This window comes from Chryseobacterium sp. SIMBA_029, assembly GCF_046535275.1.
Classification (GTDB): domain Bacteria; phylum Bacteroidota; class Bacteroidia; order Flavobacteriales; family Weeksellaceae; genus Chryseobacterium.
The window spans coordinates 1-236 of sequence record NZ_JAWRXA010000844.1 but is presented as its reverse complement, the minus strand read 5'-3'; the positions used below and the strand labels follow the sequence as shown (position 1 = coordinate 236).

Below are 236 nucleotides of genomic sequence, written 5' to 3'. Positions count from 1 at the left end.
ATGGTAAGTTTTTATCTTTTTACAAGGAAGAATATTACAACCAATGATGCACAGATAGAACAATATATCACTCCTGTATCCAGTAAGGTTTCAGGATTTATCAAAAACATAAAGTTTAATGAAAATCAATTTGTGCATAAGGGAGATACCTTATTGATCATAGACAACAGAGAATTTGTGAATCAGGTGCATATGGCTGAAGCCAATCTTCATGCGAACACTGAAAATATTACAAC

Annotated in this window: 1 protein-coding gene; it reads left to right on the top strand. The window is 32.2% G+C overall.

Annotated elements, in window-relative coordinates:
• The coding region (locus SB679_RS26255; RefSeq protein WP_410705357.1) for a biotin/lipoyl-binding protein at positions 1 to 236 on the top strand (236 nt) is incomplete at both ends.